The organism is Lelliottia sp. RD5 (genome assembly GCF_056032945.1).
Genome location: NZ_JBVYHQ010000002.1, coordinates 69,086 through 90,158, shown reverse-complemented (window position 1 = coordinate 90,158; position 21,073 = coordinate 69,086). Strand labels below are relative to the sequence as shown.

At 53.2% G+C, this 21,073-nt stretch carries 21 protein-coding genes; 15 read left to right on the top strand and 6 right to left on the bottom strand.

What is annotated here, in order from left to right:
• Window positions 1-6 precede the first annotated feature (6 nt).
• Window positions 7-819 carry a phospholipid ABC transporter ATP-binding protein MlaF gene (gene mlaF, locus AC0LWE_RS08140; protein ID WP_059177332.1) on the bottom strand — a complete coding sequence of 271 codons (813 nt, stop codon included), beginning with the start codon at window positions 817-819 and terminating at the stop codon, window positions 7-9.
• 227 nt (window positions 820-1,046) lie between these two features.
• Here mlaF and AC0LWE_RS08135 point away from each other — a divergent pair, with 227 nt between their 5' ends.
• From AC0LWE_RS08135 to npr, 11 genes are all read left to right on the top strand, one after another.
• Window positions 1,047-2,024 (top strand): calcium/sodium antiporter, encoded by a 978-nt coding sequence (locus AC0LWE_RS08135; RefSeq protein WP_059177331.1) that lies wholly within the window; start codon window positions 1,047-1,049, stop codon window positions 2,022-2,024.
• Window positions 2,025-2,036: 12 nt separating this feature from the next.
• The gene (kdsD, locus tag AC0LWE_RS08130; RefSeq protein ID WP_059177330.1) at window positions 2,037-3,023 is read left to right on the top strand and encodes an arabinose-5-phosphate isomerase KdsD; all 987 of its coding nucleotides are present in this window, start codon (window positions 2,037-2,039) and stop codon (window positions 3,021-3,023) included.
• Between the two features lie 14 nt (window positions 3,024-3,037).
• Complete coding sequence (gene kdsC / locus AC0LWE_RS08125) at window positions 3,038-3,604, top strand: 3-deoxy-manno-octulosonate-8-phosphatase KdsC (protein WP_059177329.1); 567 nt, start codon at window positions 3,038-3,040, stop codon at window positions 3,602-3,604.
• Window positions 3,601-4,176, top strand: a complete 576-nt coding sequence (lptC, locus tag AC0LWE_RS08120; RefSeq protein WP_131486412.1) for an LPS export ABC transporter periplasmic protein LptC — start codon at window positions 3,601-3,603, stop codon at window positions 4,174-4,176. The genes kdsC and lptC overlap by 4 nt, the downstream gene beginning before the upstream one ends.
• A complete protein-coding gene (gene lptA / locus AC0LWE_RS08115; protein ID WP_059177327.1) occupies window positions 4,145-4,699 on the top strand; it encodes a lipopolysaccharide ABC transporter substrate-binding protein LptA in 555 nt (184 codons plus the stop codon). Before lptC ends, lptA begins: the two co-directional genes overlap by 32 nt.
• 6 nt (window positions 4,700-4,705) lie before the next feature.
• Window positions 4,706-5,431: an LPS export ABC transporter ATP-binding protein gene (gene lptB, locus AC0LWE_RS08110; RefSeq protein WP_059177326.1), complete on the top strand. Its 726-nt coding sequence runs from the start codon at window positions 4,706-4,708 to the stop codon at window positions 5,429-5,431.
• Window positions 5,432-5,478: 47 nt separating this feature from the next.
• Entirely contained in the window at window positions 5,479-6,912 is a 1,434-nt protein-coding gene (rpoN, locus tag AC0LWE_RS08105; RefSeq protein WP_131486413.1) for an RNA polymerase factor sigma-54, read from the top strand.
• A 22-nt stretch (window positions 6,913-6,934) separates the two neighbouring features.
• Complete coding sequence (hpf, locus tag AC0LWE_RS08100) at window positions 6,935-7,222, top strand: ribosome hibernation promoting factor (protein WP_015960620.1); 288 nt, start codon at window positions 6,935-6,937, stop codon at window positions 7,220-7,222.
• A gap of 82 nt (window positions 7,223-7,304) precedes the next feature.
• The gene (gene ptsN, locus AC0LWE_RS08095; protein WP_059177324.1) at window positions 7,305-7,796 is read left to right on the top strand and encodes a PTS IIA-like nitrogen regulatory protein PtsN; all 492 of its coding nucleotides are present in this window, start codon (window positions 7,305-7,307) and stop codon (window positions 7,794-7,796) included.
• 45 nt (window positions 7,797-7,841) lie between these two features.
• Entirely contained in the window at window positions 7,842-8,696 is an 855-nt protein-coding gene (gene rapZ / locus AC0LWE_RS08090; protein ID WP_015960622.1) for an RNase adapter RapZ, read from the top strand.
• Window positions 8,693-8,965, top strand: coding sequence for a PTS phosphocarrier protein NPr (gene npr, locus AC0LWE_RS08085; RefSeq protein WP_015960623.1), 273 nt, complete (start codon window positions 8,693-8,695; stop codon window positions 8,963-8,965). The genes rapZ and npr overlap by 4 nt, the downstream gene beginning before the upstream one ends.
• A gap of 54 nt (window positions 8,966-9,019) precedes the next feature.
• On the opposite strand, the gene mtgA is transcribed toward npr, so the two are convergent.
• From mtgA to lptF, 5 genes are all read right to left on the bottom strand, one after another.
• Window positions 9,020-9,745 (bottom strand): monofunctional biosynthetic peptidoglycan transglycosylase, encoded by a 726-nt coding sequence (mtgA, locus tag AC0LWE_RS08080; RefSeq protein WP_216980889.1) that lies wholly within the window; start codon window positions 9,743-9,745, stop codon window positions 9,020-9,022.
• Window positions 9,742-10,395, bottom strand: a complete 654-nt coding sequence (gene elbB / locus AC0LWE_RS08075; RefSeq protein ID WP_219347336.1) for an isoprenoid biosynthesis glyoxalase ElbB — start codon at window positions 10,393-10,395, stop codon at window positions 9,742-9,744. The genes mtgA and elbB overlap by 4 nt, the downstream gene beginning before the upstream one ends.
• A gap of 232 nt (window positions 10,396-10,627) precedes the next feature.
• On the bottom strand, window positions 10,628-12,961 hold the full coding sequence (gene arcB / locus AC0LWE_RS08070; RefSeq protein WP_219347335.1) for an aerobic respiration two-component sensor histidine kinase ArcB: 2,334 nt from the start codon (window positions 12,959-12,961) through the stop codon (window positions 10,628-10,630).
• A 137-nt stretch (window positions 12,962-13,098) separates the two neighbouring features.
• Window positions 13,099-14,181 carry an LPS export ABC transporter permease LptG gene (lptG, locus tag AC0LWE_RS08065; protein ID WP_131486416.1) on the bottom strand — a complete coding sequence of 361 codons (1,083 nt, stop codon included), beginning with the start codon at window positions 14,179-14,181 and terminating at the stop codon, window positions 13,099-13,101.
• Window positions 14,181-15,281 (bottom strand): LPS export ABC transporter permease LptF, encoded by a 1,101-nt coding sequence (lptF, locus tag AC0LWE_RS08060; RefSeq protein ID WP_174342818.1) that lies wholly within the window; start codon window positions 15,279-15,281, stop codon window positions 14,181-14,183. The genes lptG and lptF overlap by 1 nt, the downstream gene beginning before the upstream one ends.
• A gap of 266 nt (window positions 15,282-15,547) precedes the next feature.
• Between lptF and pepA the strand changes: the two genes are divergently transcribed.
• The 4 genes from pepA to AC0LWE_RS08040 all read left to right on the top strand — a co-directional run bounded on the left by pepA (window position 15,548) and on the right by AC0LWE_RS08040 (window position 21,059).
• Window positions 15,548-17,059, top strand: a complete 1,512-nt coding sequence (pepA, locus tag AC0LWE_RS08055) for a leucyl aminopeptidase (RefSeq protein ID WP_015960629.1) — start codon at window positions 15,548-15,550, stop codon at window positions 17,057-17,059.
• A gap of 71 nt (window positions 17,060-17,130) precedes the next feature.
• The gene (holC, locus tag AC0LWE_RS08050) at window positions 17,131-17,574 is read left to right on the top strand and encodes a DNA polymerase III subunit chi (protein ID WP_015960630.1); all 444 of its coding nucleotides are present in this window, start codon (window positions 17,131-17,133) and stop codon (window positions 17,572-17,574) included.
• A complete protein-coding gene (locus AC0LWE_RS08045) occupies window positions 17,574-20,429 on the top strand; it encodes a valine--tRNA ligase (protein WP_059177317.1) in 2,856 nt (951 codons plus the stop codon). The genes holC and AC0LWE_RS08045 overlap by 1 nt, the downstream gene beginning before the upstream one ends.
• Before the next feature lie 123 nt (window positions 20,430-20,552).
• On the top strand, window positions 20,553-21,059 hold the full coding sequence (locus AC0LWE_RS08040) for a GNAT family N-acetyltransferase (RefSeq protein WP_202694050.1): 507 nt from the start codon (window positions 20,553-20,555) through the stop codon (window positions 21,057-21,059).
• The last annotated feature ends 14 nt before the right edge of the window (window positions 21,060-21,073 follow it).

Sequence of the window (21,073 nt, the reverse complement as noted above, 5' to 3'; positions counted from 1 at the left end):
AGTGGCTTAACTCCCTATTCCCAATAAATCTTGATGATAATCACACGCGGGATAACGGAACGGAACAGGACCGTCCGCAATACCGTCGAGGAACTGTCGAACCCGCGGATCGCTATTATTCTGCAATTCTTGAGCGCCGCCGTGCGCGACGATTTTTTTATCCGCCACAATATAGGCGTAATCCGCGATGCTCAGCACTTCGGGGACATCATGCGATACCACAACACAGGTGACGCCGAGTGCGCTGTTAAGCTCTGAGATCAGCTTGACCAGCACGCCCATAGTGATCGGATCCTGCCCGACAAAAGGTTCGTCGAACATGATCAAGTCCGGTTCAAGCGCGATAGCACGCGCCAGCGCCGCACGCCGCGCCATTCCGCCAGACAATTCAGAAGGCATCAGCTTGGCAGCTCCACGTAGCCCCACCGCTTCAAGCTTCATCATGACCGTCGTTTTCAGCAGCTCAGGGGACAAACGCGTGTGCTCACGCAGCGGATAAGCCACGTTATCAAAGACGTTCATATCAGTGAATAACGCACCTGACTGAAACAACATGCTCATGCGCTTACGGACGGTATAGAGGCGAGTGCGGGACATTTCAGGCACATTTTCGCCATCAAAAAGAATTTCGCCGCTGTCTGGCGGGATCTGTCCACCAATCAGACGCAGCAGCGTTGTTTTGCCGATTCCGGATGGCCCCATGATCGCCGTGATCTTGCCACGCGGTACCGTCAATGTAATATCTTCGAAGATCAATCGGTTGCCGCGGGAGAAGCTGACGTCACGGACATCGACTAAATTCGCCATTGTTTGGCTCATTTAAAATTCCTTTCTTTCCCTTTGAGGTTAAGCATGGCGCTTAATTCAGCCTTAAACCCGACATTTTTGCAGAATATTGTCTGCACAGGTTAGCGAAAGCTGGCATTTGTTTTACTTTTCCGACGCATAAAGTCAAAATTAGAGAATCGTTACGTCTACAGACTGCATGCGGCGCCAGAGATTCATTCTCAGTGGACCGGCGAGTATACCTGAATAAAGGATTTTTGATGCTTTTAGCAACGGCCCTGTTAATAATCGGTTTACTGTTAGTGGTCTACAGTGCTGACCGTCTGGTTTTTGCAGCATCCATTCTTTGTCGGCTTTTTGGCATACCGCCCCTTATCATCGGGATGACCGTGGTCAGTGTCGGAACATCGCTTCCAGAAATTATCGTCTCAGCTTCAGCCTCTCTTCATGGGCAGGTTGACCTCGCGATTGGGACGGCAATTGGCTCTAACATCGTCAATATATTATTGATCCTTGGCCTCGCCGCGCTGATGCATCCATTTCGCGTGCATTCTGATGTTCTGCGCCGCGAATTGCCGCTAATGTTAATTGTCAGCCTGCTGGCAGGTTACGTGCTGTACGACGGGCAACTCACGCGGGATGACGGCATCCTGCTTATCGCGCTGGCGATCATCTGGCTGCTGTACATCGTGAAGATTGCTCGTCTGGCGGAAAAACAGGGAAATGACAGCCTGACGCGTGAGCAAGTCGCGGAACTGCCTCGCGAAGGTACTCTGCCCGTCGCTCTACTGTGGCTGGGCGTCGCGCTCATTATCATGCCAATGGCCACGCGTATGGTCGTTGATAACGCCACCGTGCTCGCCAATTTCTACGCCATCAGTGAGCTGACTATCGGCCTGACGGTGATAGCGATTGGCACCAGCTTGCCAGAACTGGCGACCGCCGTTGCCGGCGCACGTAAAGGTGAAGGCGATATGGCGATTGGCAATATCATTGGCTCCAATATCTTTAACATCGCTATTGTGATGGGTTTACCGGCGCTGATTGCGCCAGGGGCATTTAATCCGCTGGCCTTCTCGCGCGATTACGGGGTGATGCTCCTTGTGAGTATTATTTTCGCCCTGCTGTGCTGGCGACGGAAACAACAGATTGGCAAAGGCGCGGGTGCCTTGCTGACGGGTGGTTTTATCGTATGGATGGCGATGCTGTATTGGCTGTCGCCTCTTCTCTCTGGGTAAACGGAACGCATTATGTCGCAAATAGAATTGCAACCGGGTTTTGACTTTCAGAAAGCAGGCAAAAAAGTTCTGGAGATTGAACGTGAAGGTCTGGCGCAGTTAGATCAATACATCAATCAGGATTTCAGCCTGGCATGCGAGAAAATATTCTCCTGCGCGGGCAAAGTCGTGGTGATGGGCATGGGAAAATCAGGTCATATTGGGCGCAAAATGGCCGCGACGTTTGCCAGTACCGGCACATCCTCATTCTTTGTTCATCCTGGTGAAGCCGCCCATGGCGATCTCGGCATGGTGACACCGCATGACATTGTTATCGCCCTGTCGAACTCGGGTGAGTCCAACGAGATTCTGGCGCTGATTCCCGTACTGAAGCGACTCCACGTCCCGCTCATTTGCATGACCAGCCGACCAGAAAGCACGATGGCGCGCGCGGCTGATGTTCATTTATGTGTAAAAGTGCCCAAAGAAGCTTGCCCACTCGGCCTTGCGCCGACCTCCAGCACGACCGCTGCGCTGGTTATGGGAGATGCCCTCGCGGTTGCGCTTCTTGAAGCCCGAGGCTTTACGCCAGAAGATTTCGCACTCTCGCATCCAGGTGGCGCGCTCGGACGTAAGCTACTGCTGCGAGTAAATGATATTATGCATACGGGCGCGGAGATCCCTCGCGTCAGTAAAGATGCCCCGCTGCGCGACGCATTGCTGGAAATTACGCGTAAAAATCTTGGCATGACGGTGATTTGCGACGACCAGATGAACATCGAAGGGATTTTCACGGATGGCGATTTACGCCGCGTGTTCGATATGGGCGTTGATGTCCGCACGCTGGGGATCGCTGACGTAATGACGCCAGGCGGCATCAGGGTCCGTCCCGCCACTCTGGCAGTCGACGTTTTGAACCTAATGCAGTCCCGTCATATTACCGCCGTCATGGTTGCCGATGGCGACCAACTGCTGGGTGTGGTACATATGCATGATCTTCTGCGCGCAGGCGTAGTGTAATAAAGGATAAGACAATGAGTAATGCGGGTGCATCCCTTGCAACCTGTTATGGTCCGGTAAGCACGCAAATGATGGCGCAGGCGGAAAAGATTCGTCTGTTGATTCTGGATGTGGATGGCGTCCTTTCCGATGGCTTGATTTTTATGGGCAATAACGGCGAAGAGCTGAAAGCATTTAACGTGCGCGACGGTTATGGCATTCGTTGTGCGCTCACATCCGGGATAGAAGTTGCCATTATCACCGGGCGTAAGGCTAAACTGGTAGAAGATCGCTGTGAGACACTGGGCATCACCCATCTGTATCAGGGCCAGTCTGACAAAATGGTCGCTTTCAGGGATTTACTGGCGAAACTTGCCATCGCACCTGAGAATGTGGCCTATGTCGGGGACGATCTGATCGACTGGCCGGTGATGGCGGAAGTGGGTTTAAGTATCGCCGTCGCCGATGCGCATCCTCTGCTGATCCCGCGCGCGGACTATGTCACCCGGATCAACGGGGGGCGTGGTGCCGTTCGCGAGGTGTGCGATTTGTTATTGCTGGCGCAGGGCAAGCTTGATGAGGCCAAAGGGCAATCGATATGAGTAAAACCAGACGTTGGGTTATCATTCTGCTTTCACTGGCCGTGTTGGTATTGATTGGCGTAAATCTCGCTGACAATGACGATGCACCAGCAGAAGTGGTCGCCACCAGCGATCCGACCTATAAGAGCGATCATAGCGACACGGTGGTTTATAGTCCGGAAGGGGCGCTGAACTATCGCTTGATTGCCCAGCACGTTGAGTATTTTTCCGATGAAGGCATCTCGTGGTTTACTCAGCCGGTCATGACCACGTTTGACACTAATAAGGTGCCGACCTGGTCGATCAAATCTGACAGGGCAAAACTGACAAATGACCGTATGCTTTATCTGTATGGTCACGTCGAAGTGAACGCCCTGACCGCTGACTCACAACTACGCAAAATTACGACGGATAATGCGCAGATCAATCTGGTGACCCAGGATGTGACATCGCAGGATCTGGTGACGTTATACGGCACGACATTTAATTCCAGCGGTTTGAGAATGCGCGGGAACTTACGCAGCAAAAACGCCGAGCTGATTGAAAAGGTTAGAACCTCATATGAAATTCAAAATAAACAAACTCAGCCTTAATTTTGTTATCGCCAGCGCGCTGCTGGCCGCCAGTCTCCCTGCCCTTGCGGTGACAGGAGATACTGAGCAACCTATTCATATCGAATCTGACACGCAGTCACTTGATATGCAGGGGAACGTTGTGACCTTCACGGGCAACGTCGTGATGACGCAGGGCACCATCAAAATCAATGCCGACAAAGTGGTTGTCACCCGTCCCGGTGGTGAACAAGGCAAAGAAATTATTGATGGCTACGGCAATCCGGCAACGTTCTATCAGATGCAGGATAACGGTAAGCCGGTTAAAGGCCACGCCTCGCACATGCACTATGAGCTGGCGAAGGACCTTGTCATCCTGACCGGCAATGCTTATCTGGAGCAGTTGGACAGCAACATCACTGGCGATAAGATCACGTATCTGGTGAAAGAGCAGAAAATGCAGGCTTCCAGCGAGAAAGGTAAGCGCGTGACAACCGTACTGGTTCCGTCCCAGTTGCAGGACAAAGGTAAAACCCAGGCTCCCGCACAGCAAAAGAGTAACTAATTCGTTATGGCAACATTAACTGCAAAAAACCTCGCCAAAGCCTACAAAGGCCGCCGCGTCGTGGAAGATGTCAGTCTGACCGTTAACTCCGGCGAAATTGTTGGCCTGTTGGGTCCTAACGGTGCAGGTAAAACCACCACCTTTTACATGGTGGTCGGCATTGTTCCGCGCGACGCGGGCAACATCATCATTGATGATGAAGACATTAGCCTGCTGCCGCTGCACGCCCGCGCGCGTCGCGGAATTGGCTATCTGCCGCAGGAAGCGTCTATTTTCCGCCGTCTTAGCGTGTTCGACAATCTGATGGCCGTCCTGCAAATCCGTGACGATTTGACCTCCGAGCAGCGTCAGGATCGCGCCAACGAATTGATGGAAGAGTTCCATATTGAACACCTGCGTGACAGCCTCGGCCAGGCACTTTCGGGCGGTGAACGCCGTCGAGTAGAAATTGCCCGCGCACTGGCAGCCAATCCGAAATTTATCCTTTTGGATGAACCGTTTGCCGGCGTCGACCCTATCTCCGTTATCGACATTAAACGTATCATTGAACATCTGCGCGACAGCGGTCTTGGTGTGCTGATTACCGACCACAACGTGCGTGAAACGCTGGCAGTTTGTGAGCGTGCATATATCGTCAGCCAGGGCCATTTGATTGCTCACGGCACGCCACTCGAAATCCTCGAAGATGAACATGTTAAGCGCGTGTACCTTGGGGAAGACTTCAGACTCTGATAGGGTAGAGGTTAAGTCACGCAGGACCGGAGAAAAACGCCCTGAACATGAAGCAAGGTTTGCAATTACGGCTCAGCCAACAGTTGGCGATGACGCCACAGTTACAACAGGCAATCCGTCTGTTGCAACTGTCAACGTTAGAACTTCAGCAGGAACTGCAGCAAGCGCTGGACAGTAATCCACTGCTGGAGCAAACCGATCTTCATGATGAGGTAGATACCCAGGAAAAGCAGGACACCGAAACGCTCGATACGGCAGATGCCCTTGAACAAAAAGAGATGCCTGACGAGTTACCGCTGGATGCCAGCTGGGATGAAATTTACACCGCTGGAACGCCATCCGGCACGCGCGCTGATTATCAGGATGATGAGCTACCGGTTTATCAGGGTGAAACTACGCAGTCGCTACAGGATTATCTGATGTGGCAGGTGGAGTTGACCCCTTTCACCGAAACCGATCGCGCGATTGCCACGTCCATTGTCGATGCAGTGGATGACACCGGGTATTTAACGGTAACCCTGGACGAGATTCTGGAAAGCATGGGTGATAGCGAAATCGAACTCGACGAGATCGAAGCCGTCCTCAAACGCATTCAACGCTTTGACCCGGTCGGCGTCGCAGCAAAAGATCTACGCGACTGTTTGCTGATCCAGCTTTCTCAGTTTGCAAAAGAGACGCCAAGACTCGACGAAGCGCGACTGATTATCAGCGAACATTTAGATTTGCTGGCGAATCATGATTTCCGCAGTCTGATGCGCGTTACGCGACTCAAAGAAGACGTGCTGAAAGAAGCGGTGAGTCTGATCCAGTCGCTCGATCCCCGTCCGGGGCAATCGATCCAAACCGGCGAACCCGAATATGTGATTCCTGACGTCCTGGTCCGAAAGCACAACGGTCTCTGGACCGTGGAACTCAATTCCGACAGCATTCCCCGCCTGCAAATCAACCAGCAATACGCGTCCATGTGCACCAGTGCGCGGAACGACTCCGACAATCAATATATTCGTAGCAATCTTCAGGAAGCGCGATGGCTGATCAAAAGCCTCGAAAGCCGAAATGATACGCTGCTACGCGTGAGTCGATGCATTGTGGAACAGCAGCAAGGCTTTTTTGAGCAGGGCGAAGAATTTATGAAACCGATGGTCCTGGCAGATATTGCTCAGGCCGTTGAGATGCACGAATCGACCATTTCGCGTGTGACCACGCAGAAGTATCTGCACAGTCCGCGTGGTATTTTTGAGCTTAAGTATTTCTTCTCCAGTCATGTGAATACCGAAGGCGGTGGCGAAGCCTCGTCGACGGCCATTCGTGCTCTGGTGAAGAAGTTGATCGCCGCGGAAAACCCCGCGAAGCCACTGAGTGACAGTAAGTTAACCACCCTGCTGTCCGATCAGGGTATCATGGTGGCACGTCGTACTGTTGCGAAGTATCGAGAGTCTTTATCCATTCCGCCGTCTAACCAGCGTAAACAACTGGTTTGACACAACCGATAAGGAAGACACTATGCAGCTCAACATCACAGGACACAATGTCGAAATCACTGAGGCTTTACGCGATTTTTTAAACACTAAATTCGCGAAGCTGGAGCAGTATTTCGAGAGGATTAATCAGGTCTACATTGTGTTGAAAGTGGAGAAAGTGACTCATATCTCGGACGCAACCCTGCACATAAATGGGGGTGAAATCCATGCCAGTGCGGAAGGGCAAGACATGTACGCGGCTATCGACGGCTTGATTGACAAGCTTGCGCGACAGCTTAATAAACATAAAGATAAACTGAAACAACACTGATTGTCCGAGCAGTTAACGGGTGCAGGGCGGCCTGTTGTAAAACACAACAGGCCATATGTACAGTTAGCGCTTAGGTGAAATTATGATGAACAACGATTCCGGTCTTCAATTAAGTCATGTCCTTAACCAGGAATGTACCCGCAGTGGCGTTCACTGCCAGAGCAAAAAACGCGCTCTGGAAATCATCAGTGAACTGGCCGCAAAACAGTTAAGCCTGCCACCTCAGGTGGTGTTTGAGGCCATCCTGACCCGTGAAAAAATGGGCAGTACCGGTATCGGCAATGGTATTGCCATTCCGCATGGCAAGCTGGAGGAGGACACCCTGCGCGCCGTTGGCGTGTTTGTCCAACTGGAAACGCCAATCGCATTTGACGCGATTGATAACCAGCCCGTCGATCTGCTTTTCGCGCTGCTGGTGCCTGCTGACCAGACCAAAACCCATTTGCACACGCTCTCGCTAGTGGCCAAGCGTCTGGCAGATAAAACAATTTGCCGCCGTCTGCGCGCAGCCCAAAGTGATGAAGAACTCTATCAAATTATCACCGAAGTGGAAGGCAATCAGGATGATGCGTAACCATAAGATGACCTCCACATCTGCAGGCGCGAGGAGAAACGGAACATGGTGCTGATGATCGTCAGCGGTCGTTCGGGCTCGGGGAAATCCGTGGCCCTTCGGGCGCTCGAAGATATGGGTTTTTACTGCGTCGATAACCTTCCGGTTGTGTTGTTACCAGAACTGGCGCGTACGCTGGCTGACAGACAAATTTCTGCGGCCGTCAGCATCGACGTCCGTAATATGCCGGAATCGCCGGAAGTCTTTGAGCAGGCGATGAGCAGCCTGCCAGAAACCTTCACTCCGCAATTGCTGTTCCTGGATGCCGATCGCAACACGCTGATTCGTCGCTACAGTGATACCCGACGTTTGCATCCGCTTTCCAGTAAAAATCTCTCTCTCGAGAGCGCTATCGACGAAGAGAGTGATTTGCTGGAACCGCTGCGTTCTCGTGCCGATCTGATTGTCGACACCTCCGAGATGTCGGTTCACGAACTGGCCGAGATGCTGCGCACCCGTTTGCTGGGTAAACGTGAGCGTGAACTCACCATGGTGTTCGAATCGTTTGGCTTCAAACATGGGATCCCTATCGATGCGGATTATGTGTTTGACGTACGCTTCCTGCCCAACCCGCACTGGGATCCTAAACTGCGTCCAATGACCGGTCTGGATAAGCCTGTCGCAGCATTCCTCGACAGACACACAGAAGTTCACAATTTTATATACCAGACGCGAAGCTACCTTGAGCTATGGTTACCTATGCTGGAAACCAACAACCGCAGCTACCTGACCGTAGCCATTGGTTGTACCGGCGGGAAACATCGTTCGGTGTATATTGCTGAACAGCTGGCCGACTATTTCCGCTCACGCGGTAAAAACGTACAGTCTCGTCATCGCACGCTGGAAAAACGCAAAACATGACCGTAAAACATACCGTTGAGATCACCAATAAGCTGGGCATGCACGCCCGTCCAGCGATGAAATTGTTTGAATTGATGCAGGGTTTTGACGCTGAAGTGTTGTTGCGTAACGACGAAGGCACCGAAGCTGAGGCCAACAGCGTTATCGCGCTGCTCATGCTCGATTCGGCCAAAGGTCGACAGATTGAAGTCGAAGCCACCGGCCCGCAAGAAGTTGAGGCACTCGAAGCGGTGGTTGCCCTGTTTAACTCAGGCTTTGACGAGGACTGATTAAGCGGTTTGCCCTTCGCCCCTTTGCACGAGTTCAAGGGGCTTGAGTCTCACTCAGTACAGTTTATTCCCGGTCATAAACCCTTCCCCACCTAACTGACGCATCTGGCGCATAATCCACGCCTGGCGGTTGCGGACGTATCCCGATGGCGCATTCGCTTTGTAGATGATGGGGTTCGGCAAAACGGCGGCCAGCAGCGCCGCCTCTGACTGGCTCAGGCGGCTGGCGGGCTTGTTGAAATAGCGTTGTGCTGCGGCCTCAACACCAAATACCCCATCGCCAAACTCGGCGATATTCAGGTACACCGTCAGAATGCGTTTTTTACTCCAGACCGTTTCCATTCCGACCGTCAACCCGGCCTCCAGTCCTTTTCGTACCCAGCTTCGACCATCCCACAAAAACAGATTTTTCGCCGTCTGCTGTGAAAGTGTTGATGCGCCGCGTACGCGTTTTTCATTGCGCTCATTGTGGGCCAGCGCCTTCTCGATGGCGGAAACGTCAAATCCCCAGTGTTCCGGGAACTTCTGATCTTCCGCCGCAATCACCGCCAGTCCCATCCATGGCGAAATCTCGTCCATGCTCACCCAGTCGGAATGTGCCACATAACTGAAATGGCCGGTTAGCCATGCGCTGATTTGACGCTCCACCATCACCGCCGAAAAGGGCACGGGCATAATGCTAAATAACGCGATGCCGCCGCCCCAGAAAACGGCCAGCGCCAGCACCACGCGAATAAAGATTCGCTTCGCCCATGCGACAGGAGAACGTTTTTGACTCACTGGGTCAGAACCAACACGCGGTCAACCAGCTTATCAATACCGGTTGCGGCTTCTGCGATGTTTTGCGCCACCATGTAAGCTGGCGTGGTAACGATCTTATTGTCTTCGTCGACAACGATATCGTCGACCGGGCAAGGGACATGTTCACCGCCCATCTCTTCGATCGCTTCCGCCGTGTCAATATCGGTACCAATGGTCAAACGTAACGGGAAATCAAAAATCTTTGGCAGCATAGCGGGCGCAATACACATAAAGCCCAGTGGTTTTCCCAGAGCATGCATGCGCTGAGCCAACGCTTGCAACGCGCTATCGATGTGGCATTCACTCCCCTGGCTGGCAAAAGTGCTCAAATTTTTTGCCGCGCCAAACCCACCGGGAACGATCAGCGCGTCCAGTTCATCAGCGTTTGCCTGCGCGAGGGGTAAGATACTACCTCGCGCAATACGGGCAGCTTCAATGAGCACATTACGCGTTTCAGACATCGGTTCACCAGACAGATGGTTAATCACATCCACCTGATTTTTATCCGGCGCAAAGCAAACGGCTTCTGCGCCCTGTTTTGCCAGCGCAAGCAGCGTCAGAACGGATTCATGGATCTCCGCACCGTCGTAAACGCCGCACCCACTTAGCACTACACCCACTTTTTTCATCTTGCTGCTCCTTCTCTGCAACCGTCTGAAGCATATTAAAAATTCTGATTAAAACGCTATGCTTCACACATTTCACTGATTCATGTAACAAATCATTTAAGATTTGCTATCTTAACTGCGTGCGGCCTAATTCTTAAGGCAGCGTCCATGCGAAAACAACACAAAAAATCAGGCGCGGCCACGATTTCCCTGGTGTTGGCGCAGTATTTCGCGCACCCCGGTTTATCCGGGGTCATTTTTTTGTACTTTCCACCCACGCTTTCAGCACGGCAACATCGTTTTGCCATTCCTGCTTCATCTCTTCAACCCATTCACCCACGTTATCTGACCATGCGGGTAAATCGGGAGACTGGATCTGCTGACCCAACTGCTGCAAATGACGCAAGCCAATCGACCCGGCGGCACCTTTAATCTTGTGACCTTCTTCGACGATACCCTTCTGATCGCGAGCCGTCAGGTTGGATTCCAGCACGCTTAAATATCCTGGCATCATTTTTTCGAATACAGCCAGGCCATCGGTAATCAGCTTCGGTCCAACTAACTCGATATACTGTTCAAGCATGGCGATATCCAGAATCGTTTGTGCTTTTTCGCTATCAACGGACGTCATGGTGCTCTCCTCTTCATCACAGGTATCCCAGAATTTCTTGATCATGGCAGTCAGGGCGGGCACTGCTAGCGGCTTGCTGAGCACATCGTCCATACCGGCATCGAGGTACTCTTTTTTGTCCTTCAGCACGTTCGCCGTCAGCGCGACCAGCGGCGGAAGTTCGTCACGAGCATAACGTTGCGTCAGCTCGCGAGAGATATCCAGCCCGGTCATGTCCGGAAGCTGGATATCCAGCAGCACAAGATCATATTCGCCGGGGGTAAACATCTCCAGCGCGGCGGTGCCGGTCATCGCCACATCGACGCTATTACCGAGTTTTTCCAGAACCGAACGGGCGACAATCACGTTCAACTCAATATCTTCAACCAACAGCACATGCAGCGCCGGTAATGGCAGCTCGTCATTTTCGAAGGTGTCTTCCACTTCTTCCGCTACCGCCGGGGCATGGACAGTCAGCGTAAACGTTGAGCCTTTACCCTGCTGGCTTGAAACCGTGATGTCTCCCCCCATGCTTTTTGCCAGGCGGCGGGATACGGCCAGGCCTATTCCGGTTCCGGTGGCGGGTTTCCCGCCGTTGCTGTCTTTCACCTGATAATACATGGCGAAAATCTTGTCGTGCTCATCCTGCGGAATACCGATACCGGAGTCTTGCACCTCGAAGTGCAGCATATCGCCCTGGTCAAAACGGATGCGAACCACCACTTCACCCTGCTGGGTAAATTTCACGGCGTTGCTGATAAGATTCCACAGAATCTGGCGCAGCCGCGTCCCGTCAGTCACCACTTTATGCGGCAACGGCAATGTTGGCTCAAGTACAAAACGCAGCCCTTTTTGCTGGGCCTGTAAGCCAGAAAGGTTTTCAAGATCGGCCAGGAAACCGGTGAAGTCTACCGGCTGGTTATCCAACTGGACTTTGCGGCGCTCCATCTTATCCATGTCGATAATATCATTGAAGATATTACCCAGCGTCACCGCTGAAACATGAATGGTTTTGAGGTATTTCTCCTGTTCGCTGGTTAATTCGGTATCCAGCAAAATACGGCTGAGACCCACGATGCCATTCAGCGGCGTACGCAACTCATGGCTGATGGTGGAGATAAAGGTGGTCTTGTCGCGGCTGGCACGCTCAAGCGCATCCTGATAGCGCTTACGCTCGGTAATATCGCGGCCAAAGCCCATCAGTCCGTGGCGTTTACCGACGCGATCGTAATACGGCACTTTGCGGATTTCAAAACAGGCTTTGCGCCCGTCCGGATAATCCAGCCACTGTTCGTAGGTCAACGAGACATTGTGACGGAAAACTTTCTCATCGGTTTCGATCACTTTAACCGCGGCTTCTTCTGAGTAAACGTCCTGCGGTTTAAAGTGAATCAGCTGCTTTTCACTTTTTCCCGTCAACAACTCCATGGCCCGGTTACAGCCGGAAAATTCTTTATCTTCATTGCGATAGAAAACGAGATCGGGTGAGGCATCAAGGAAAGAACGCAGGAATGAGGATTGCTGTTCGAGCTGAATTTGCGTCACTTCGCGCTCTTTCATCTCGATTTTCAGTTGCTCAAGCGTGGCCTGACGTTCCGCTTCCGCCTTCTCACGATCTGAAATCTCCTGGTTCAACTGCGCAATGTTGTCCTTCAACTGCACGTTGAGTTTGAGATCGCGATCGCGCATCTCCTCCAGCTTTTGCACTAGCCGGGAAAGACGCTGGCGTGACTCCTCCAGTTGCTCCACCACCACCGAGAGAAAATAGACAGCCCACGGCGTGATCAACAAACCAAAGAAGATTGAGCGGATAACGTCAATGCTCTCAACCTGTCCGTGCAGCACCATGGTCACGGCCATCTGTACCACAATCGCCAGCACCACCAGCGCCAGTGCTAATAGCAGGGAGAAACGCACCAGGCCGAGCTTCATCATCAGATCGACGTAATACTGCGCCAGCATACGAATTTGCTTCATAGGGGATCCCTTCACAACATCATCGCTCAATCATACTCAAATTTGAGGCAAGACGTTGAAGGTTGTGTGAAAAAGTGCGGAGTGAAGCGGGTGGTGAGACTCACTCCCGGCGATGCGGGAGTGAGTGAGTCAGGTAATCAGGAGCGTCTGAGGAGCAACCAAAGGCTGATCAGGAAGAACGAAGCGCTTGGCAACAGCGCGCCAATCAGCGGAGGAATGCCGTATACCAACGTCAACGGACCAAAGATCTGATCCAGCACGTAAAAGACGAAACCGAAGCTGATCCCCGTCACCACGCGCACGCCCATTGCCACGCTACGCAGCGGTCCGAAAATAAACGAAAGCGCCATTAGCATCATCACCGCAACCGACATCGGCTGGAAAATTTTGCTCCACATGTTGAGCTGATAACGCCCTGCATCCTGGCCGCTCGACTTCAGATACTTCACGTAGTTATGTAAGCCGCTGATCGATAACGCATCGGGATCCAACGCCACCACGCCCAGTTTGTCTGGGGTCAGGTTGGTCTTCCAGGTGCCTGATACCGTCTGAGAACCGGTGATTTGCTTAGGATCTTGCAGGTTAGATTCATCCACCTGCGACAAACGCCACACCCTTTTTGCAGAATCAAATTTTGCCGTCGCCGCATACCGGACGGACTGCAAACGACGATTATCATTGAAGGCGTAAATACTCACGCCGCCCAGTTCATCTTCGCCCTTCACGCGTTCGATATAGACAAAGTTATTGCCGTCTTTTGCCCACAAGCCCTGCTGCGTGGACATCAGCGAGCCGCCGTACATGGCTTGCGCGCGGTAATTACGCGCCGTCTGCTCGCCCTGCGGTGCCACCCACTCGCCAATCGCCATGGTCAGTAACACCAGCGGAATCGCCGTTTTCATAACCGACAGCGCCACTTGCATACGGGTGAAACCCGATGCCTGCATCACCACCAGCTCACTGCGCTGCGCCAGCATACCCAGACCTAACAATGCGCCAAGCAGTGCGGCCATTGGGAAGAAAATCTGCACATCTTTCGGGATGCTCAGAAGGGTATACATCCCCGCACCCAGTGCGTCGTAACTGCCCTGCCCGGCCTTTTTCAACTGGTCAACAAACTTGATGATGCCGGAGAGCGACACCAGCATGAATAACGTCATCATGATGGTGGTGAAAATAGTTTTACCGATATAGCGGTCAAGAACGCCAAACGCCTGCATTACACCGCTCCTTTACGCATTAAACGGGAACGCATGCGACGCATCGGCACGGTATCCCACAGGTTCAATACTACCGCCAGTAGCAGGTAAAGACCGTTGACTGCCCATGTCCAAATCATGGGATCGATCTTACCCTTTCCACCGTTAGACTTGATGGACGTTTGCAGCAGGAAGAACACCAGATAGAGGAGCATGGCGGGTAACATTGACAGTACCCGGCCCTGACGCGGATTGACCACGCTCAGCGGCACGACCATCAACGCCATCATAAATACGGTGAATACCAGCGTCAGACGCCAGTGCAATTCTGCGCGGGCGCGATTGGTATCGGTATTGATTAGCGTGCGCATGTCCATCTGCTCGGTATCCGTCGGGTCAAGCGCAACGTTTTGATGCCCGACAACCGCCTGATAGTTTTGGAAGTCCGTAATACGGAAATCGCGCAGCAACGCTGTGCCTTCAAAACGCGTACCCTTATTCAACGTCACAACCTGAGAGCCGTCTTTACGTTGAGTGAGTTGACCGGAATCAGCCACCACCACCGACGGACGGGCGTTGCCTTTAGTCCGGATTTGCGCGAGGAACACATCATTGAAACGGCTACCGTCCACGCTCTCGATAAAGAGCACAGAACTGCCGTCAGAAGCTTGCTGGAACTGCCCTTGCGCCAACGCAGCCATGCCTGGGTTCGCTTTGGCCTCTGCGAGCACTTCGTCCTGATGTTTTGAAGACCAGGGACCTGCCCACATGACGTTCACCGCAGCCACGATACCCGTGAACAGCGCCAGCACCATCGCCGCTTTGACCAACACGGCTTTGCTTAAGCCGCAGGCATGCATGACCGTGATTTCGCTTTCGGTATAGAGTTTGCCCAGCGTCATGAGCAGGCCGAGGAAAAGGCTTAGCGGCAGAATAAGCTGCGCCATTTCAGGCACGCCTAATCCGAGCAGAGAAAGCACCAGATTTGTTGGGATTTCACCGTCAACAGCCGCACCGAGGATCCTGACCAGCTTCTGACAGAAAAAGATCAGAAGCAGGATGAAAAGGATGGCCAGTTGGCTCTTGAGCGTCTCCCGTACCAGATATCTTATGATTATCACTTTAAATACGCCCGTAAAAACCCGTCTCTTTGCTGGAATATTGCTTGTTTCATGGCTTAAAGGTCATTTATTCTCTTGAGTCGTCGAAATCATCGCTAAAATTAAAAAACCCGGCGGATTCGCGCTTCAGGAAATTTTTTGAACTGCCGAAACCGTAGTAACGTAAGATTAACACGAAGTCACCACAACAGCGGATGTGAGTTACGAAAGGTTTCAATTCTATCCGTAGCCGCCGTCGTTGTCTTTAAGATTCAGGAGCGTAGTGCATGGAGTTCAGTGTAAAAAGCGGTAGCCCGGAGAAACAGCGGAGTGCCTGTATCGTTGTGGGCGTCTTTGAACCACGCCGTCTCTCCCCGATCGCCGAACAACTCGATAAAATCAGTGACGGCTATATCAGCGCCCTGCTTCGCCGTGGCGAACTGGAAGGCAAACCTGGGCAGACGCTGTTGCTGCATCATGTTCCCAATGTGCTGTCCGAACGCATTCTGCTCATCGGCTGTGGCAAAGAGCGTGAGTTGGATGAACGTCAGTATAAACAAGTTATTCAGAAAACCATCAACACGCTGAATGATACTGGCTCGATGGAAGCCGTCTGCTTCCTGACCGAACTGCACGTTAAAGGCCGTAATACCTACTGGAAAGTGCGCCAGGCGGTTGAGACAGCGAAAGAAAGTCTCTACAGCTTTGATCAGCTGAAAACCACCAAAAGCGAACCGCGCCGTCCGCTGCGTAAGATGGTCTTTAATGTGCCCACTCGTCGCGAACTCACCAGCGGCGAACGCGCTATTCAGCACGGTCTGGCGATTGCTGCCGGTATCAAAGCGGCAAAAGATCTCGGCAATATGCCGCCGAATATCTGTAACGCGGGCTATCTGGCGTCTCAGGCGCGCCAGTTGGCGGATTCGTACAGCAAAAATATCGTCACCCGCGTCATCGGCGAACAGCAGATGAAAGAGCTGGGAATGCACTCGTACCTTGCGGTCGGCAACGGTTCCCAAAACGAATCGCTGATGTCGGTGATTGAGTACAAAGGCAACCCGTCGGAAGATGCGCGCCCGATTGTGCTCGTCGGTAAAGGACTCACCTTTGACTCCGGCGGTATCTCCATCAAGCCTGCTGAAGGCATGGATGAGATGAAGTACGACATGTGCGGCGCTGCGGCGGTGTACGGTGTGATGCGTATGGTGGCCGAACTGCAGCTACCGATTAACGTTATCGGCGTGCTGGCGGGCTGCGAAAACATGCCTGGCGGGCGAGCGTATCGTCCTGGCGATGTGCTGACCACCATGTCCGGCCAGACTGTCGAAGTGCTGAACACCGACGCCGAAGGCCGTCTGGTGCTGTGCGATGTGCTGACCTACGTTGAACGCTTCGAGCCTGAAGCGGTTATCGATGTCGCTACGCTGACCGGCGCCTGTGTGATTGCCCTGGGCCATCACATCACCGGCCTGATGTCGAACCACAACCCGCTGGCGCATGAGCTGATCGGTGCCTCCGAACAGGCTGGCGATCGCGCGTGGCGTCTGCCGCTGGGCGATGAGTATCAGGAACAGCTGGAATCCAACTTTGCGGATATGGCGAACATCGGCGGTCGTCCGGGTGGCGCTATCACCGCAGGCTGCTTCCTGGCGCGCTTCACGCGTAAGTACAACTGGGCGCACCTCGATATCGCGGGCACCGCATGGCGCTCCGGTAAAGCCAAAGGCGCGACCGGTCGTCCTGTCGCCCTGCTGTCACAGTTCCTGCTCAACCGCGCCGGGTTTAACGGCGAAGAGTAAACTAATCGTATGCCCGACTGGCGCGTTGCCGTCGGGCACTACGTTTAAATTCACCACAAGAAGCCCCATATATGAAGAATGCAACGTTCTACCTTCTGGACAATGATACCCATCAGGATGGTCTCAGCGCCGTCGAACAGCTGGTGTGTGAAATTGCCGCAGAACGTTGGCGAAATGGAAAACGTGTACTGATTGCCTGCGAAGATGAACAGCAGGCTATTCGCCTCGACGAAGCGCTGTGGGCAAGACCGCCCGAGAGTTTTGTCCCGCACAATTTATCGGGTGAAGGACCACGCGGCGGCGCGCCGGTGGAAATTGCCTGGCCGCAAAAACGCAACAGCAGCGCACGCGATATCTTGATTAGCTTGCGTACGGGCTTTGCAGATTTTGCCACCGCTTTCACAGAAGTGGTAGACTTTGTCCCTCACGAAGATTCTCTGAAACAACTGGCGCGCGAACGCTACAAAGCGTACCGCCTGGCTGGTTTTAACCTGAATACGGCAACCTGGAAATAATGGAAAAGACATACAACCCACGAGATATCGAACAGCCGCTTTACGAGCACTGGGAAGAGCAGGGCTATTTCAAGCCTAACGGCGATGAAAGCAAAGAGTCCTTCTGCATCATGATCCCGCCGCCGAACGTCACCGGCAGTTTGCATATGGGTCATGCTTTCCAGCAAACCATCATGGACACCATGATCCGTTACCAGCGCATGCAGGGTAAAAACACCCTGTGGCAGGCAGGTACTGACCACGCGGGTATCGCTACCCAGATGGTGGTTGAGCGTAAAATTGCCGCTGAAGAAGGTAAAACCCGCCACGACTACGGTCGCGACGCCTTTATCGACAAAATTTGGCAGTGGAAAGCAGAATCTGGCGGCACCATTACCCGTCAGATGCGCCGTCTCGGCAACTCCGTGGACTGGGAGCGCGAGCGCTTCACCATGGACGAAGGCCTTTCCAATGCCGTGAAAGAAGTGTTCGTCCGCCTGTACAAAGAAGATCTGATTTACCGTGGCAAACGCCTGGTGAACTGGGATCCAAAACTGCGCACAGCAATCTCCGATCTGGAAGTGGAAAACCGCGAGTCTAAAGGCTCGATGTGGCACATCCGCTATCCGCTGGCAGATGGCGCGAAAACCGCAGACGGTAAAGATTATCTGGTCGTAGCCACGACCCGTCCGGAAACCCTGCTGGGCGATACTGGTGTGGCCGTTAACCCGGAAGATCCACGCTATAAAGACCTGATCGGCAAGTTTGTAGAATTGCCGCTGGTGAATCGTCGCATCCCGATTCTGGGCGACGAACACGCCGACATGGAAAAAGGCACCGGCTGTGTGAAAATCACCCCGGCGCACGACTTCAACGACTATGAAGTGGGTCGTCGCCACGCCCTGCCGATGATCAACATTCTGACCTTTGACGGTGACATCCGCGAAAGCGCTGAAGTGTACGACACCAAAGGCGAAGAATCTGACGTTTACCCAAGCGATATTCCTGCGGAATTCCAGAAGCTGGAACGCTTTGCCGCGCGTAAAGCTGTTGTGGCCGCCATTGACGCGCTTGGCCTGCTTGAAGAGATCAAACCACACGATCTGACCGTTCCTTACGGCGACCGTGGCGGCGTGGTTATCGAACCGATGCTGACCGACCAGTGGTACGTACGTGCCGATGTGCTGGCAAAACCTGCGGTTGAAGCGGTTGAAAACGGCGATATTCAGTTCGTGCCGAAACAGTACGAAAACATGTACTTCTCCTGGATGCGTGATATTCAGGACTGGTGTATTTCTCGTCAGCTGTGGTGGGGTCACCGTATCCCAGCGTGGTACGACAACGAGGGCAACGTGTTTGTCGGTCGCACCGAAGACGAAGTGCGCCAGGAAAATAACCTCGGTGCCGATGTTGCGCTGCGTCAGGACGACGACGTTCTCGATACCTGGTTCTCTTCCGCACTGTGGACTTTCTCTACGCTCGGCTGGCCAGAGAACACCGACGCGCTGCGTCAGTTCCACCCAACCAGCGTGATGGTGTCCGGCTTCGACATTATCTTCTTCTGGATCGCCCGTATGATCATGATGACCATGCACTTCATCAAAGATGAAAACGGCAAACCTCAGGTACCGTTTAAAACCGTCTACATGACCGGTTTGATTCGTGACGATGAAGGCCAGAAAATGTCCAAATCCAAGGGCAACGTTATCGACCCGCTGGATATGGTTGACGGTATTTCGCTGGCAGACCTGCTGGAAAAACGTACCGGCAACATGATGCAGCCGCAGCTGGCGGAAAAAATCGCCAAGCGCACCGAGAAGCAATTCCCGGACGGCATCGAGCCGCACGGCACCGACGCCCTGCGTTTCACCCTGGCGGCGCTGGCCTCTACCGGTCGCGACATCAACTGGGACATGAAACGTCTGGAAGGTTACCGCAACTTCTGTAACAAACTGTGGAACGCCAGCCGCTTTGTGCTGATGAACACGGAAGATCAGGATTGTGGTTTCAACGGTGGCGAGATGACGCTGTCGCTGGCGGATCGCTGGATCCTCGCGGAATTCAACCAGACCATCAAAGCATACCGTGAAGCGCTGGACACTTATCGCTTTGATATCGCGGCAGGTATCTTGTACGAATTCACCTGGAACCAGTTCTGTGACTGGTATCTGGAGCTGACCAAACCGGTGATGAACGGCGGCAATGAAGCTGAACTGCGCGGCACGCGCAACACGCTGATCACCGTTCTGGAAGGTTTACTGCGCCTGGCGCATCCGATCATTCCATTCATTACCGAAACTATCTGGCAACGCGTGAAGGTTATCAAAGGCATTACTGCCGATACCATCATGCTCCAGCCGTTCCCGGAGTTTGATGCCACCCAAGTGGATGAAGCCGCGGCTTCCGATACCGAATGGCTAAAACAAGCGATCGTTGCCGTACGTAATATTCGTGCGGAAATGAACATCTCCCCGGGCAAACCGCTGGAACTGCTGCTGCGCGGTTGCAGTGATGCTGCGATTCGTCGTGTTAGCGAGAACCGTAACTTCCTGCAAAACATGGCGCGTCTGGAAAGCATCACCGTGCTGCCAGCCAATGATAAAGGTCCGGTTTCCGTGACCAAAATCATCGATGGTGCTGAGCTGCTGATCCCAATGGCTGGTCTTATCGACAAAGACACTGAGCTGGCGCGTCTGGCGAAAGAAGTGGCCAAAGTCGAGATCGAAATTGGCAAGATCGAAAGCAAGCTGTCCAACGAAGGTTTCGTGGCGCGTGCACCTGAAGCGGTTATCGCGAAAGAACGTGAACGCCTGGTAGCATTCGCTGATGCAAAAGCGAAACTGATCGAACAGCAAGCGGTTATTGCTGCGCTGTAAGCGCTTAGCCCCTTACCTGTTCGCAGGTAAGGGGACTCCTCCCTGAAATATCCTCGCTTGCACTCCCTTTTCTGCGATGCTATTAACTGCAACTGTGTGTCAATTTTTGTCATGAGCCATGCTATGAGCGTAATTACCCCGACCGCCGCGACCACGATGCGTCGGATAACTGAGCTGGATAATTCCGGCATCGCCACCGTCATTCGTGCGGTTTCGGCTGAATATGGTCTGACGGCCGATAAGGGCTACACCGTTGCTGACCCGAATCTGGATGAGTTGTATCAGCTCTACAGTCAGCCAGGCCACGCCTACTGGGTCATTGAGCAAAACGGTCATGTCGTCGGCGGAGGCGGTGTTGCACCGCTGAGCTGCAGCGAACCCGACATCTGCGAACTGCAAAAAATGTACTTCCTGCCGTCCGTGCGCGGCCAAGGGCTGGCGAAAAAGCTGGCGCTGGTAGCACTCGATCACGCTCGCGGGCAGGGATTTAAGCGCTGTTATCTCGAAACCACCGCGTTCCTCAAAGACGCTATTGGGCTGTACGAACACCTCGGCTTTGAGCACATCTCAGAACCTCTCGGTTGTACCGGGCACGTCGACTGCGAAGTCAGGATGCTGAAAAATCTGTAAATTCCCTTCCCGCC

Excerpts from the sequence above, each read along its gene's own strand:
- lptB (WP_059177326.1), top strand. The coding sequence starts at position 4,706 with ATGGCAACATTAACTGCAAAAAACCTCGCCAAAGCCTACAAAGGCCGC.
- ptsN (WP_059177324.1), top strand. The coding sequence starts at position 7,305 with ATGATGAACAACGATTCCGGTCTTCAATTAAGTCATGTCCTTAACCAG.
- pepA (WP_015960629.1), top strand. The coding sequence starts at position 15,548 with ATGGAGTTCAGTGTAAAAAGCGGTAGCCCGGAGAAACAGCGGAGTGCC.
- hpf (WP_015960620.1), top strand. The coding sequence starts at position 6,935 with ATGCAGCTCAACATCACAGGACACAATGTCGAAATCACTGAGGCTTTA.
- lptG (WP_131486416.1), bottom strand. The coding sequence starts at position 14,181 with ATGCAGGCGTTTGGCGTTCTTGACCGCTATATCGGTAAAACTATTTTC.
- npr (WP_015960623.1), top strand. The coding sequence starts at position 8,693 with ATGACCGTAAAACATACCGTTGAGATCACCAATAAGCTGGGCATGCAC.
- rpoN (WP_131486413.1), top strand. The coding sequence starts at position 5,479 with ATGAAGCAAGGTTTGCAATTACGGCTCAGCCAACAGTTGGCGATGACG.
- AC0LWE_RS08045 (WP_059177317.1), top strand. The coding sequence starts at position 17,574 with ATGGAAAAGACATACAACCCACGAGATATCGAACAGCCGCTTTACGAG.
- kdsC (WP_059177329.1), top strand. The coding sequence starts at position 3,038 with ATGAGTAATGCGGGTGCATCCCTTGCAACCTGTTATGGTCCGGTAAGC.
- holC (WP_015960630.1), top strand. The coding sequence starts at position 17,131 with ATGAAGAATGCAACGTTCTACCTTCTGGACAATGATACCCATCAGGAT.
- elbB (WP_219347336.1), bottom strand. The coding sequence starts at position 10,395 with ATGAAAAAAGTGGGTGTAGTGCTAAGTGGGTGCGGCGTTTACGACGGT.
- lptC (WP_131486412.1), top strand. The coding sequence starts at position 3,601 with ATGAGTAAAACCAGACGTTGGGTTATCATTCTGCTTTCACTGGCCGTG.
- arcB (WP_219347335.1), bottom strand. The coding sequence starts at position 12,961 with ATGAAGCAAATTCGTATGCTGGCGCAGTATTACGTCGATCTGATGATG.
- rapZ (WP_015960622.1), top strand. The coding sequence starts at position 7,842 with ATGGTGCTGATGATCGTCAGCGGTCGTTCGGGCTCGGGGAAATCCGTG.
- AC0LWE_RS08040 (WP_202694050.1), top strand. The coding sequence starts at position 20,553 with ATGAGCGTAATTACCCCGACCGCCGCGACCACGATGCGTCGGATAACT.
- lptA (WP_059177327.1), top strand. The coding sequence starts at position 4,145 with ATGAAATTCAAAATAAACAAACTCAGCCTTAATTTTGTTATCGCCAGC.
- kdsD (WP_059177330.1), top strand. The coding sequence starts at position 2,037 with ATGTCGCAAATAGAATTGCAACCGGGTTTTGACTTTCAGAAAGCAGGC.
- AC0LWE_RS08135 (WP_059177331.1), top strand. The coding sequence starts at position 1,047 with ATGCTTTTAGCAACGGCCCTGTTAATAATCGGTTTACTGTTAGTGGTC.
- mlaF (WP_059177332.1), bottom strand. The coding sequence starts at position 819 with ATGAGCCAAACAATGGCGAATTTAGTCGATGTCCGTGACGTCAGCTTC.